The 12909-nt window shown below is 61.9% G+C and carries 16 protein-coding genes; all 16 read right to left on the reverse strand.

Translation table 11 applies throughout. The features are described from left to right. Positions 1–46: 46 nt before the first annotated feature. The 16 genes from acpA to ilvD all read right to left on the reverse strand — a co-directional run bounded on the left by acpA (position 47) and on the right by ilvD (position 12670). Positions 47–1759 carry an acid phosphatase gene (gene acpA, locus QN245_RS01830; RefSeq protein ID WP_317844395.1) on the reverse strand — a complete coding sequence of 571 codons (1713 nt, stop codon included), beginning with the start codon at positions 1757–1759 and terminating at the stop codon, positions 47–49. Between the two features lie 162 nt (positions 1760–1921). After that, the gene (locus QN245_RS01835) at positions 1922–2212 is read right to left on the reverse strand and encodes a hypothetical protein (protein WP_184647366.1); all 291 of its coding nucleotides are present in this window, start codon (positions 2210–2212) and stop codon (positions 1922–1924) included. A 34-nt stretch (positions 2213–2246) separates the two neighbouring features. Next, complete coding sequence (locus QN245_RS01840; RefSeq protein WP_184450108.1) at positions 2247–3242, reverse strand: AI-2E family transporter; 996 nt, start codon at positions 3240–3242, stop codon at positions 2247–2249. 260 nt (positions 3243–3502) lie between these two features. Further along, positions 3503–3892, reverse strand: coding sequence for a VOC family protein (locus tag QN245_RS01845; RefSeq protein ID WP_184449980.1), 390 nt, complete (start codon positions 3890–3892; stop codon positions 3503–3505). After that, complete coding sequence (locus QN245_RS01850; protein ID WP_184647364.1) at positions 3889–4227, reverse strand: hypothetical protein; 339 nt, start codon at positions 4225–4227, stop codon at positions 3889–3891. The genes QN245_RS01845 and QN245_RS01850 overlap by 4 nt, the downstream gene beginning before the upstream one ends. A 28-nt stretch (positions 4228–4255) precedes the next feature. Next, on the reverse strand, positions 4256–4567 hold the full coding sequence (locus QN245_RS01855) for a hypothetical protein (RefSeq protein ID WP_317844396.1): 312 nt from the start codon (positions 4565–4567) through the stop codon (positions 4256–4258). Continuing rightward, a complete protein-coding gene (locus tag QN245_RS01860) occupies positions 4564–4860 on the reverse strand; it encodes a DUF2695 domain-containing protein (protein ID WP_317844397.1) in 297 nt (98 codons plus the stop codon). The genes QN245_RS01855 and QN245_RS01860 overlap by 4 nt, the downstream gene beginning before the upstream one ends. Positions 4861–4929: 69 nt before the next feature. Next, entirely contained in the window at positions 4930–5274 is a 345-nt protein-coding gene (locus QN245_RS01865) for a hypothetical protein (protein WP_317844398.1), read from the reverse strand. A 31-nt stretch (positions 5275–5305) separates the two neighbouring features. Continuing rightward, positions 5306–5776, reverse strand: coding sequence for a DUF1161 domain-containing protein (locus QN245_RS21465; protein WP_255421809.1), 471 nt, complete (start codon positions 5774–5776; stop codon positions 5306–5308). Positions 5777–5781: 5 nt separating this feature from the next. After that, complete coding sequence (locus QN245_RS01875) at positions 5782–6321, reverse strand: hypothetical protein (protein ID WP_317844399.1); 540 nt, start codon at positions 6319–6321, stop codon at positions 5782–5784. Positions 6322–7002: 681 nt separating this feature from the next. After that, positions 7003–7254 (reverse strand): hypothetical protein, encoded by a 252-nt coding sequence (locus QN245_RS01880; RefSeq protein ID WP_317844400.1) that lies wholly within the window; start codon positions 7252–7254, stop codon positions 7003–7005. Between the two features lie 67 nt (positions 7255–7321). After that, positions 7322–7684 carry a hypothetical protein gene (locus QN245_RS01885; protein ID WP_317844401.1) on the reverse strand — a complete coding sequence of 121 codons (363 nt, stop codon included), beginning with the start codon at positions 7682–7684 and terminating at the stop codon, positions 7322–7324. 85 nt (positions 7685–7769) lie between these two features. Then, positions 7770–8240, reverse strand: coding sequence for an Imm8 family immunity protein (locus QN245_RS21485; protein ID WP_425612897.1), 471 nt, complete (start codon positions 8238–8240; stop codon positions 7770–7772). Positions 8241–8593: 353 nt separating this feature from the next. Continuing rightward, positions 8594–9181: a hypothetical protein gene (locus QN245_RS01890; protein ID WP_317844402.1), complete on the reverse strand. Its 588-nt coding sequence runs from the start codon at positions 9179–9181 to the stop codon at positions 8594–8596. 315 nt (positions 9182–9496) lie between these two features. Continuing rightward, positions 9497–10087, reverse strand: a complete 591-nt coding sequence (locus tag QN245_RS01895) for a hypothetical protein (RefSeq protein WP_317844403.1) — start codon at positions 10085–10087, stop codon at positions 9497–9499. Between the two features lie 744 nt (positions 10088–10831). Continuing rightward, positions 10832–12670 (reverse strand): dihydroxy-acid dehydratase, encoded by a 1839-nt coding sequence (gene ilvD / locus QN245_RS01900; RefSeq protein WP_317844404.1) that lies wholly within the window; start codon positions 12668–12670, stop codon positions 10832–10834. Between the last annotated feature and the right edge of the window lie 239 nt (positions 12671–12909).

Genomic DNA, 12909 nt, shown 5'->3' on the forward strand with positions numbered 1-12909 from the left:
GCTCTGCCTGGGCAACGCGCCCCCCCGGTATGCGTCCGGCGCCGGTCTAGCTCAGATCCAGTGCGGCAGTCAGATCGCCCGGCACCACGCCGCTGGCGGCGTGCATGGCGCGTTCGCGTTCGACCAGGCCCGGCAACGGCTCCAGGCCGAAGCGGCGGGTGATGAAGCGCAGGATCGAGCCGGTGTCGTAGACGCTGTGGTCGACATGGCCGCGCTTGGCGTGCGGCGACACCACCAGCGCCGGGATACGCGAGCCCGGACCCCAGCGGTCGGCTTTGGGCGGCGCCACGTGATCCCACCAGCCGCCGTTCTCGTCGAAGGTGATGAATACGACGGTCTTGTCCCACAGCGGGCTGTTGCGCAGCGCGTCCACCACCATCGCGATGTGGCGATCGCCGGCGGCCACGTCGGAATACCCGGCGTGCATGTTGAGGTTGCCCTGCGGCTTGTAGAACGTCACCGGCGGCAGCGTGCCGGCCTGCACGTCGGCGAGGAAGCGGTTCTCCGGGGCGCTGTCGCCCAGGCCGCCGTCGCGCAGGTGCCGCGCCCGTGCCGGCGTGCCCGGGGCGAGGTTGGCGAAGTAGTTGAACGGCTGGTGGTGGATCTGGAAGTTGGGGCTGGTCGGGAACTCGCTGGTGTCGCCGGTGTCGCCCTTGCCCTGCACCGCCAGCGCCCAGCCGCCGGCGTACCAGGCCCAGTCCACGCCCTTGGCGTCGAGCGCGTCGCCGATGTGGCGGTGGGTCTGCGGCGGCAGCGTGTTGGGGCTGTTGGGGTCGGCATAGTCCGGGCGCGCCGGGTCCTGGCTGGTGCTGGGCTGGAACGGCGGGCTCAGCGTGTTGATCGCCCAGAAGTCCGGGGTCAGCGCGCCGTTGCGCACGAAGCGCGGCCGGCCGTTGAGCGCGCTGCCCGGCGAATCGTCCTGCACCGCCAGGCGGATCTCGTCGGGACGGTCGCTGGCCAGCACGCTGATCTGCGTCCGCCCCGGGCTGCTGTCGGCCTTGGGATAGTACGGCGCCTGCGCGGCGACCAAGTACTGATGGTTGAGGAACGAGCCGCCGAACGCGCCCATGAAGAAGTTGTCGCACAGCGTGTAGTCGCGGGCCAGGCTCCACAGCCGCAGCGTGGCCGGCGCATCGGCGTAGTGGCCCATCACCAGGCCGCCGGCGTCGCTCCACGCGGCGAAGCCGTCGTTGCGGCCGCCGTTGATCTGCATCTGGTTCTCGTAGAAGCGATGCACCAGGTCGCGGGTCACGATGCCGTGCGGCAGCAGTTGGCCATCGGGCGTGCGCAGCGCGAACGGCGCATTGGGCAGCGGCCCGATCGCGTCCTCGCCGATCTTGTAGCGGCGGTGCGCCACCACCTGTTCGTCCGGTGCCAGCCCGCCCCAGATCGGCGGCAGGATGTCGAGCACGCTGCCGTCGCGGTCCACCTGCCGCGCCTGCGCCGGCGTCACCTTGGACAGCGGCTGTTGCAGCCCCGGGAACTCGGGGAACAGGTTGTTGAAGCTGCGGTTTTCGGCGTAGATCACCACCACGTGTTCGATCTTCTGCCGCAGTTGCCGATCCAGCTCCATCGGCGACAGCGCACGCGCTGGCGCGCGCTTGGCGGTCTCGGCGTGGACCTCGGCGGGACCACCGATCGCGAGCGCGCTGCCGGCCAACGCCAGGCCACCGAGCAGGCGCCGGCGTTGCGGGTTTTCGGGGGTGGTGTCGGTGTCGGCGGGCGTGGTGGACGCAGGATCCTGGGGCGGCTTCTTCACGGGGTCATCGGGCGAGGGAAAGGCACCCGCCAGTGTGGGCCGCGTGAATGACAAGTCAAAGCCAGCTCGTCCCAGCGCCAGACTCGCGTTCAGCGGCCGTATCGCAGAGCGCGCTTCCCGGGTTATGGATGACGCTGCGGCAGGTGGCGCCCGGAGCTACCCTCAGCGGCAGGCGCGCACGCTGCCGAATGCCTGCTCGCACAGCGCCACATAGATGCCCGAGCCGTCGCGCGCTGCCGCGCCGCTGGCGATGGCGGCATTCAGCGCCGGGCCGAGCCGCGCCTCGCCCAGACGCGCAGCCAACTCGGTCAATTGCGCCTGGAACCGGTGCTGCATGTCGGCGATCTGCTGGGCATCGTGCCCGAGCCAGGCGTAGCCCTTGTCGTTGTACGCGGCGGCACCGTGCAAGGTGTCGGCCAGGTCGCGCTGCGGGTCCTGCGGAGCGGTGGGCATCGTGGGTTGGGGGAGAGATATGCGGCAGCGCCGGTCAGGCAGGCTTCCCGGCATCTTCGGCGCCCTCGGCATCGCCCAGCGCATGTTGCACGTACAGGCGCTTGACCAGCACGTAGACCACCACGGTGAGCGGCGCCGCCAGCACCACGCCCATCGGCCCGAACAGCACGCCGATGCCGAACAGCGAGAACAGCAGCAGCGCCGGCGGCAGGTCCACCGCACGCGCCTGGATCAGCGGCTGCAGCACGTGGCCTTCGAGTTGCTGCAGCACCACGAACAGCAGCAGCGCGCCCAGCGCCACCTGCGGGCTGACGGTGAAACCCAGCAGGATCGCCGGGACCGCGGCCACGATCGGGCCGACGATGGGGATGAAGTCCAGCAGCGCGGTCAACAGGCCGATGCCCAGCGCCACCGGCACGCCCAGCAGCCACAGGCCGATGCCGGTCAGGGTGCCGATCACCGCCATCGCCAGCAACTGCCCGGTCAACCACGCACGCAGCGCCTGGCCGCTGGCGGTCAGCGCCTCGTCGGCGACGCCGCGGCGGTCGCGCGGCAGCAGGTGCAGCAGACCCTGCCGATACAGCTTCGGCTGCGCGGCCAGGTACAGCCCGCCGACCATCATCAGCACCGCATCGGTGACGCCGCCGCCGGCCGACAGCACGATGGCGCCGGCATGCGTGGCCAGGGTCGAGGCGCCGTCGCGCAACTGATCGGGGATGCGCTCGATCTGCGGCCCCAGCGGGCCGGACTGCAGCCAGGCATGGAACTTGTTCCAGGCCGCGGGCAAGGTGGCGCGGAAGGTATCGATCTGCGCGGCGACCTCGGCACCGAACAGCAGCACGATCGCCGACAGCGCCAGCACCAGCACCAGGATCACCAGCGCCAGCGCCGCCCACTCCGGCAGCGGCAACCACTTGCGCAGCAGCGTGGCCAGCCCGTGCAGGAGCACGCCCACCACCACCGCGCCGAACACGATCAGCAGCAGCTCCGACAACTGCCAGGCCAGCAGCGCCAGTGCGCCCAGCGCCATGACGACCAGGACCCGCGCCGTGAAGGGACGCAGGGGCGAGGGGGAACTCGGGAGGGAGGCATTCATCGGCGGCGCAGATCCCGATCAGGACAATGAGCGCGGACAGTAGTGATAGCGCAGTGCAGGGCGAGCGAAGATCGAGTGCCGGCCGTCGGCCGCACCCACCCACCGGTCGGCGGCCATGGGCGATGCCGGCGGGCGCCAGCATGTGGGGCGGCTTCGACGCTCGTTGGTCGGGCGCCCAGCGGTAATTGCCGGCGCTACTGCCCTGCGGGCGGTTGCCAGAGTTCCACCTTGTTGCCTTCCGGGTCGATGACCCAGGCGAATGCGCCGTATTCGGATTCGTCGATGCGCTCCAGCACGTGGCAGCCTTCCTCGCGCAGCGCCGCGACCAGGGCGTGCAGATCGTGCACACGGTAATTGATCATGAAGGGGGCCGTGCCGGGCGAGAAGTGCGGCTCCTGTGCCGCCGCGCCGATCGACCAGACGGTGGAGCCGGTCACCGGCGCGCCGCTGTCGTCGTTCCAGGCAAAGGCGGTGCCGCCCCAGGCCTGCACGTCGATGCCGAGATGCCGCTGATACCAGGCCTGCAGTGCGGCCGGATCCTGTGCCTTGAAGAAGATGCCGCCAATCCCGGTGACGCGCTTCATGGAGCCTCCGCTGATCCGATGGTGGGCTGACCGGGCAGCGGTTCGTAGCCGTCGCCGCGGCCGCTCAGCCAGCGCAGTCTACGCTTGCCGGCCCCGGCCAGGTACGCGGCGGCGGCCAGCAGCAGCGGATGCCGCAGGTCCGCATCCGTCATCGTCCTGGCGCGTCCTTCCACTTCGATGCTCAGGAAATGCGCCTGCTCCGCCTCGTCGTCGTAGCTGCGTGCCAGCAGCCGGTCGCGGCCGTCGCTGAAGTGGTAGAGGGTGTAGGCGTAGTAGTAGCCGTCTTCGTCGTCGGGCTCGCTGGCGTCTACGTGGTGGCTGATGTCGACGTGCATGTGGGCTCGGTGTGGACCGCCGTGTTCGTCAGGCCGTACTCGAGACCACGTGGCCTGTCCCGGCGTTGCCGTTCGCCCAGAGCGTGAAATCAGTGCCTGCCGGGAAACATGCAATTGCCTCAGACATCAACAACTGTACCGCTGCCCGGAACGTATCGCCGGGCGACGGGCTGCCGGTGAAGGTGAGGCGGGCCGACCACGGTTGCTGATCGATGCAGAGAATGGCGCACCACTGGCCGGGGACGAGCGCAATCGCCTTGCTTCCTGGCTGCGCAGGATGCAGATGCAGGTCGGCCAGGAAGTGATACGGCAGGCCTGCATCAGGCATATGTCCGGTCACGGCTTGCCCCAGCGCTCCTCGACATTGAACAGCACCTCGCAATCGCAGAAGCCGCCGTGCGCACCGAGCCAGGGGATGACCGACTCCGGCGCGACACCGTGGGACGCGAGGAACTGCGTAGTGAGCCGCAAGGAATGATCGCAGCCATCGGCAAGCGCGTCATTCAAGTGATCGAACAAGGCCCAGAGTGTTTCCTTGGGAAGGGGAAGCGCGGCCTTTTCAGATGTGCGCTGCTCGAACTCCACCTTCCTGCGGAGCGCTTTGCGACCTTGGGCTTTCGGGTCTTCTGTCATTGTCGCTGTCGCTGGTAGAAAACAATGCTGCGGCGGAAGTAGCGGGGAAGTACGGCGCGCGCCGGACGATCAGTTGTCCTTGATCCAGGCCTTGATCGCCAGGTTGACACGCTGGCGGGTCTCGGCATCCGCCTTGCGAACCAGATACGGTGACCGATTGCCCAATACCCCCGGCGCGGTCGACTGCACACGCTCGGCGAGCTGCCCGATAAAATCACGTCCAAGGGCGCGGAACTGCGCAATTTCCTGGGCAGTCAGTGCCATGGTCCACTCGTAACCGACGGGGCCATGGCTGCAGTTGACGTCGAGCAGCAGCGTGTCGCCATCGCGCAGGAGGAACCAGGCATGAGGCGCGTGATCCACTACCTGCATAGCACGTTCCTTCGACGCGCGAGGACAATGCTTCGCGTCCATGTTGCATGCATGACGTAACAGCTCCTGTCGCTTACGTCGACGGCTTGTTCTTGCTGTACACGATCTTCTTGCGTCCTGCCTCGCAACTGCCAATGACCTTGCGATCCTTGACATCGGCGTTGTCGACGGCGTCCAGCGTGTAGTTCTTGACGCCGTGGGCATCGAGTTTCGCGGTGAGCTCTGCCTTCAACTCATCGCAGTTCTTGCCGGCAAGCGCCGGCGACGATACGAGGGCAAGCAACAGGAAGGCGATTGCGTATTTCATGATGGGGCCGATGGTTGAGGAAAGGGATCTTTCGGAGTCAGCAAAAAGAGGTGCCGGATTGACGGTGAAACCGAACACTTGCCTGCAGAGAGCGCTAAGTGAGACCTGCATGTATGCGTCGAGTGTAGCAACTTGCCGATTGCGGCAATCGCCACGGGCCGTCGCACTCTTCTTGCGGTCCGCCATGCCAGACGCGGCAGGCGACGTGCTGACGAGGGTGCGCGAGCCGTACTGCATCGCGTTCAAGGGTCGGCCCAGACGCCCGAGTCGTACATCAGCCGCATGGTGTAGTTGAGCTGCAGGGTCTGGTTAGGGCCGCAGGCGATCTGCGTGATCTTGTCCGACGCTCCAGGTCCGGAGACGGAGATGGACGAGGCGGATCGGAGTGGATCGAACAGGCTGTACCGGTAGCCGCCGTTGCTGAACTCGATCGATGCATTGCCGTTCAGGAACGAGGTGTAGGTGAAAAGCCCAGTCGGCGGCTTCTTGTCGGCGGGATACTGCATCACCAGTTTGCCACCGTCCGACGCCCTGTACTGCAGGTAGCCCGAGGTCCGGTTGACCACCTTCGAGGAACATAGAGAGAACACGCGTTTGCGAGTTTGGCACGTCCACAAGGTGAGTTCTTCCTTGGTGCAGAGCGGGCTGTGTTGGTACTCGCTCTCGGAGTCCTGCAGCGTCGCTTGGGTGATGGAAGGGCCGGGTTCGGAGGCCTGTGCTATTGAGAGTGGCGCGAAAAAGGCTAGAGCGACTGGAGAAAAGGCAAGAAGGACGTGCTTCATGATGGCTGAGTCCGGAGTGCGGCCGGATCGCGAGCTTGCACTTGATGAGGAATCAGCTGCCATTCGACGAATCTGCCGAGATTTCCCGCTCGACCTTCGCCCAGTCTATGACACTGGAAAGCAAAGGCCACACCTTGATGCTCTGATGCAGGCTGTGGGCGAACCCAAGCAGTACTCCGGTGGCCACGGCAACGACGTTGGGGATACAAGACGGACCAAGTGTGTATCCGAAGAGGAGCCCCGAAGCGATGAAGAGTAGGATCCACTGAAGCAGCGATCTGCGATTGTCCCAGACAGCATGCGCGAATGATACTGGGCGATTGCGCGCTGCTTGCAAACGCAAAAGGAACGCTATCCGGGGCACTGCGTCGTCTCTCATCATGAAAGCTGATACCTGATTTTTGAGTGGGATTTTATGATTTCTTGAGCTTGGTCTAGATGCTGGCCGTCATGCGTGAGGCAGAGTATTGCCGTCATCACTAGCGAGCGGAAGACAGCGCCTTGTGTCATATCCGTAGATTGCTTGCCGGACCTAAAAATTCGTTCTTGGAGTTGACCCCCTGAACGTCTCCTGGAGATCTTGGGTGGTTCCATGATGCTTGATGCTGAAGTTGAGCGGCGGGGAAGGCTTCCGCCTTGAGCGATATATTAGGCCACGCAAATTGCAGCGTTCCAAGAGAATCAAGGGAAGTGCTGATCAAGATATGTAGCAGCTTGCTCCGAGAGTGCAATCGGTTCCGGTCCGCCGCCTGTGATGAAATCTGTCATCCGGCCAGGACAGGACAGGCTTTTTCCATTGACGAATACGATGCCGTGGTCGTCGCCGCGATAATCATGCCAGTATCGAGCGACCAGTTGATTGCCCTTATAGACACGGTAGCCGTAGCTACCGAAGGCATCACGTCCAGGTTCCTGTTCGATTCGGTATCGCACGAGTGAGTCCTATGATGCCTAACTCTGGAATTTAGACCCACGGAGCAAGTTCGGCTTGAATGAACTGTTAGGCGACTTCATGCCTAAATTCCTCGAATGGAAGTTCGATGGGGGATAAGATGAACGACACGCCATCTTCCTCCTGCTTCACGTGCCATAGCACGATGCCCTCCGGCGGAATGCCAAGCGCCAATGGAAATACAAAGGGAGGCAGCCATAGCAGGCCAATGTCTCCATCGCCGGCCCAGCCGGCCTCGGTGAACATCTCTCTGGCAATAAGCAGGAATGTATCTACCGCGTCGACGATGAAGTTCTTCGGATCAGCAAGAAAGTGAAGGTTGTCGATCCATTCGAAGCCATAGACGCTGAATGATCGAAGTGCTTCAGGTGCGTACGGGAGCACATGGTGTTTTGGAATGGTGTAAGCCAACGACTAGCCTCCTGTGCGCGTTAACGCTTGAGTTAAGCCACGTCGCGAAACAAAGTCGGCTTGAATGAATTGATGGGCGCGCGGTTCATGCATGCTTGTAGTTCCCGAACTCCCACTCAAAGCACTGGCTCAACTTATGCGTCGCCTCATCCCAAGTTGGCTCATTGATCTGATGTCGGATTTCGTCAATTGCATGTTTAACGGCGTCCCAAGAGTGGTGCTTGACTAAAATCTTCTTGCGTCGAGAAAGAGTGGCCGCATCTCGATTGTGAGCGACAGCCTCTGAGGGAACATTGACGTAGAACAAGTGTGCGCCCTCCTCATTAGCTGAGCTGATGTGTATACAAAGCTTATAATCGACATGCGCAGGATCGTCTGGATCGTCTGGCTGCCATGTCTCAATAGGATCATGGGCGGAGCAATCTTGTGCCTTGAATTGGAGCGTCATAATCGCCAATGAAATGATAGAGGTTGCGCCATTGCACGTAGCCATGAGCCTAAACTTGGACTTGACAGGATGATCCTCAATTGCCCGAACACCGTCAATGATGCACATTACGCAGAACACAGTTGCATATACATTGTGAAAGAGTATGTGTTGTTCGCTATCGGCGTGCTAGGAAGTTCAGGCTTGCTTTATGGCGGCCAAGGCGAGGCTTGTGCTTGAATCAACGTTGTCGAGAACATAGTCGCCCAAACGACGAAGATATATGCAACTACCCAAGTACTCTGAAAAAGCCGAGCATCGCTCTCCAACTCTAGAAATTGGTGCGCTGCCTCAAGGTCGTCAAGAACTTTTCGTGCAGTTACGGTCATCTTTGTTTATTGCCTAATGTTTTGTATGACCGGCATGACCTGGGTTGCCGGGCATGTCAGGTTGATTGAAGGGTTAGGCATGGCTTATTGCCGCTAGGTACAGACTGCTTCAAAACGGGTGCGAAGCTCAGGAGCCTCGGACATAAACCACTCAATCATTTCCCAGCGGTCTAGGTTGCTGGTTGTGTTGCCCATACTTTTTCGAATCTCAAGGAGGAGTGTTCCCATAAGGGAAATCCAATGAGCTGTCTTTTCTTCTACAGGGCGAGGGTCTGACTCTGTGTGATAGAAGAACTGCATGAGTGTGTTGTAGGCACGCACGACTTCGTCGCCTGCAACAAGCGAAAGCTTGAACCCAAGTTGCCTGTACTCGACAGAGAGCATTCGAGCGATGGCGATCTCATCTTTTTTCTGGCCCTTGTATTTCTTGTCGAGTGCAAACGCTGCCTCACTTGTGAACATGAGAAAGAAGGGCTCCAAGATTGAGTTGTAGGTAGCGATCCGATCCTCACGGAGCTTGTCTTCAAGTTCACGGATCCGGACCTGCTGCGAATCCTGCTTGGCTTGGTTAGATGTGATTTTTTGCTGAATGAGCCAGCCCAGTCCACCGAGGAGTACGAGAAGCATTGGCGTGGCAACTGTGGCCACGGCAGAAATGGTGTCGAGAGTTTCTTTTTGCATATGGCTCGGTTCCTTGCGAGTGCTTCGCGATGCCTAACACCTGAATTAAGCCGGCGCCGCAAAGCGGCGCCGGCTTGAATGGCTGTTTAGGCACCAGCACTTGGGGCTGAAGCCTGACTGCCTATTATCCGCTCACCACGGAAAATTTTCGTTCAGGATCGTGCGACGCCCACAACGTGGGAAAATATCCGGAGCCGACCCCGTGCACACCGGGGGCTGGCAGAAAATTCGAGCAACGCTGCTATCGCTCCACCACGACTTAATGCTTGAGTTAAGCCGTGCCGAGAATCGGTGCCGGCTTGAATCGTTAGCTAGCTACCGCAATGCCCAGAAGATTGGTTGACTTCCTCGTAGCATCAACACGTAGTTATCCTTTCCGTGTGCAAAAATGGAATAATTATTTCCAATGAGCCACATGAAATCATTGTTTGTAGAGTCTTTTGACGGCTGGCCGAATGCCTCGACAAGCTTTTTGTAAAGAAAGTCGCCCGAGTACTTTGATCTAAACATGGGCATGTCAAAAGAGATATGTGAGATCTTGGCATCGTCAGTTTTATCTGAGAGGTGATAAGTGACTCTTTCAAAAGGGGAGTCAGCAAGGTTGACCGTGACAATGTCTGGATCGTTAGGGCTAATTTCAATTTTTGCGTCTGGATATGCCCTAATAATCTCGTCCTTCTTCATTCCAATGCGCACTAATCCGAGCCCATTTGGATAAGGGTTTTCGGCAGAAAAAATATTTGCGGCTCTTGCATCAACGAGGTCTTGTTCTAAAGAAGATATCTTGGATTTGAACGCGGAAATTTCTTGGTCTTTCCGTTTCGAAATCCCTTCCAAGGAGCTGCTCTTTTTTTCTGATGTCGCAATGGCATTGGAAAGATTTTGATTGGCCTCTTTCATTTTCATGAGGTCAATCTCTAGTTTGGCGTTCTGTGTGGGCGCTACGATTTGTGTGAAAATTGTTAGGCATAGAAGAAACGTCGCGGCAGCGCTGCCAGATGCAACGATGACTGGGTTGTTACGCCACTCGAAAGGCTGAGGCGACGGAGTGGGATTGGCTTTAATCTTCCTGGCGGATCTTCTTGTCATCTGAATTAGCCAGCTAACTACTGTTGGGCCGCCTAAAAGCGGTGATGCGCCAAGTATCTACCAACGCCAGAAATCTGCAAAGAGGGAATTTCTACCCTTCATCAGCGATTTGCCTGATGGTAGCCCGGCTCCTGAGGTCGATGCTGGCTGCGTTGTCCGACGTCCGAAGTTACACCAGGAAGATTAATGCGTAACGGCACATACACCGCCGAGATTGCTAGAGCAGGTGTTTGGCCAGTTGCAGCTTTGGCATTACAGCCTGCGTACCGAGCAAGCCAATGTTGACTGTATACGGGGCTTCATTTTGGCTAACGGCGAACAGCATCCAGCGCTTATGGGCAGGCCTATCAGATCTAGGCGCATGTGCTGGGGAGTTGCTTGTCTGTGCGCGCAGTCCGCTGGATTGGGCGTCGACGAACTACGCTAGCATCAAGAAAAGCAACGAACAACATCAAGAAAAGCCCCTAGCTGTGGTCCCGCGTCGGGACTGAAGTCCCTCCCGCAGTGCAGTGCCAGGAAGCCATGAAGACCGCGGATTTCCACGGCCTTCAGGGCAACACCTCACCCGTCCAGCAGCGCCTTGTTGCGCACCGCACCCTTGTCCGCACTGGTCGCCAGCAGCGCATATGCCTTCAATGCCGTGCTGACCTTGCGCGGGCGCGATTCGGCTGGTTTCCAGCCGCGGGCGTCCTGCTCGGCGCGGCGCGTGGCCAGCTCCGCGTCGGAGACCAGCAGGTCGATGCGGCGTTGGGGGATGTCGATGCGGATGCGGTCGCCGTCGCGGACCAGGCCGATGGCGCCACCGGCCGCGGCTTCAGGCGAGGCGTGGCCGATCGACAGGCCGGAGGTGCCGCCGGAGAAGCGGCCGTCGGTGAGCAGGGCGCACTGCTTGCCCAGGCCCTTGGACTTCAGGTAAGAGGTGGGGTACAGCATTTCCTGCATGCCCGGGCCGCCCTTGGGACCTTCGTAGCGGATCACCACGACGTCGCCCGCTTTCACTTCGTCGGCGAGGATGCCCTTGACCGCGGCGTCCTGGCTTTCGAACACCTTGGCGTTGCCCTCGAACACGTGGATGGATTCGTCCACGCCCGCGGTCTTCACCACGCAGCCGTCCACGGCGATGTTGCCGTACAGCACCGCCAGGCCGCCTTCCTGCGAATAGGCGTGGGCGACGTCGCGGATGCAGCCGGTGGCGCGGTCGGCGTCCAGGCTCGGCCAGCGCGTGGCCTGGCTGAAGGCGACCTGGGTGGGAATGCCGGCCGGCCCGGCCTGGTAGAAGGTCTGCACCGCGGGGTCTTCGCTCTGGGTGATGTCCCACTGCGCGATGGCATCGGCCAGGCTGCGGCTGTGCACGGTGGCCTGGTCGGTATGCAGCAGGCCGCCGCGCGCCAGTTCGCCGAGGATGGCGACGATGCCGCCGGCGCGGTGCACGTCCTCGATGTGGTACTTCTGCGTGTTCGGCGCCACCTTGCACAGCTGCGGCACGCGCTTGGACAGGCGGTCGATGTCGCGCAGGGTGAACGGCACTTCGGCCTCCTGCGCGGCGGCGAGCAGGTGCAGGATGGTGTTGGTGGAACCGCCCATCGCGATGTCCAGGGTCATCGCATTCTCGAACGCTTCGAAGGTGGCGATGCCGCGCGGCAGCGCGCGCGGGTCTTCGGCGCCGTACCAGCGGTGGCACAGTTCCACTGCGGTGCGGCCGGCCTTCAGGAACAGTTGCTCGCGGTCGGCGTGGGTGGCGACCACGGTGCCGTTGCCGGGCAGGGCCAGGCCCAGCGCTTCGGTCAGGCAGTTCATCGAGTTGGCGGTGAACATGCCCGAGCACGAGCCGCAGGTGGGGCAGGCGCTGCGTTCGAACGCGGCCACCTTCTCGTCGGAGGCGGTGGGATCGGCGGCGATCACCATCGCGTCGATCAGGTCCAGGTTGTGGTCGGCGAGCTTGGTCTTGCCGGCTTCCATCGGCCCGCCGGAGACGAACACGGTGGGGATGTTGAGGCGCAGCGCGGCCATCAGCATGCCGGGGGTGATCTTGTCGCAGTTGGAGATGCACACCAGCGCGTCGGCGCAGTGCGCGTTGACCATGTACTCCACCGAGTCGGCGATGATCTCGCGGCTGGGCAGCGAGTACAGCATGCCGTCGTGGCCCATGGCGATGCCGTCGTCCACGGCGATGGTGTCGAATTCCTTGGCCACGCCGCCGACGCGCTCGATCTCGCGCGCGACCAGTTGCCCGAGATCCTTCAGGTGTACGTGGCCGGGCACGAACTGGGTGAAGGAGTTGGCGATGGCGATGATCGGCTTGTGGAAGTCGGCGTCCTGCATGCCGGTGGCGCGCCACAGCGCGCGGGCGCCGGCCATGTTGCGGCCGTGGGTCGAGGTCTTGGAGCGATAGTCGGGCATGGGAGCAGCGAACGAGCGGGCGGGGAGGCTGGCGATGGTGGCGCGATCGGATCGTTGCTGCTGCAACCGTCCTGGCGCCCACCGGTGGGCCGACCACGTTAGCACGCACGCTGGCGCCGCCGCGCGCCGGCCAGGAGTGCGAAGCGGGTCGCAGACCCGCCTGCCTGCGCTTGGCAGACTGCGGAGGCCGGTGCGTCAGGGGGCGTAGGCCCGGCTCGCCCATCATGACCACAGGAGGT

The sequence above is a fragment of the Xanthomonas rydalmerensis genome (assembly GCF_033170385.1).
Lineage (GTDB): Bacteria > Pseudomonadota > Gammaproteobacteria > Xanthomonadales > Xanthomonadaceae > Xanthomonas_A > Xanthomonas_A rydalmerensis.